Source organism: Aminobacter sp. P4_D5, from assembly GCF_056401815.1.
In genome coordinates this window covers 1-651 of record NZ_JBFUIP010000855.1, presented here as the reverse complement: position 1 = coordinate 651, position 651 = coordinate 1, and the positions used below count along the sequence as shown (strand labels likewise).

General features: G+C 70.0%; 1 pseudogene. It reads left to right on the top strand.

Going from position 1 to position 651, the window contains the following annotated elements:
- Positions 1-76: 76 nt before the first annotated feature.
- Positions 77-651 (top strand): annotated as a pseudogene (locus AC1DWF_RS35410) (hypothetical protein); the annotation flags it as partial.

Genomic DNA, 651 nt, shown 5'->3' with positions numbered 1-651 from the left:
AGCACGTCAGCGCCGTCCACATCGCCGGCTTCGCGCTGATGATGGCCAGCGTGGTACTGGCGACCTGGCCACGCCGGTGAGGGCCTGGCTCACGCTCACCGTGCCGGAGCTTTTTGCGCTCGGCCCGGAGGATGTAGCCGCTCGGCTGGCCTACGCCCAGGCGGGACGCCACGCGACGCTGGAGCTGACGCAGCGCAACGCCTGGGTCGCGATGGCGGAAGGGTTGCGTGCCGCGCTCGCGATCCCCGAAGCGGCGGACTGGGTGCTGCTGCTGGAGTACGACCTGCTGCGGCTCGAAAAGCGCATCGACGCCATCCTGCTCACGGATCGCGCGACGATCGTGCTCGAATGGAAGGATCGCGCGACCCGCTTCGCCGCGACCGATCTGCGCCAGGTCGAGGACTACGCGCTCGACCTGCATGATTTTCACGCCGGCTGCCGCTCGCATCCCGTGGTGCCGATGCTGGTGGCCACCGATGGACCGGCTTCGCACTTCGCGCCGCCATTGGTCTGGCAGGCCGTGCCGCCGCCGATGGCGGTCAACCGGCATCAGCTCGGCGCCCGTCTGAGCGAAGTCATGGCGTCCATCGGTAGGCCGCAACGGCCGATACGCCCCGATGCCTGGCTGGCCGCGCCCTACCGCCCCGTGCC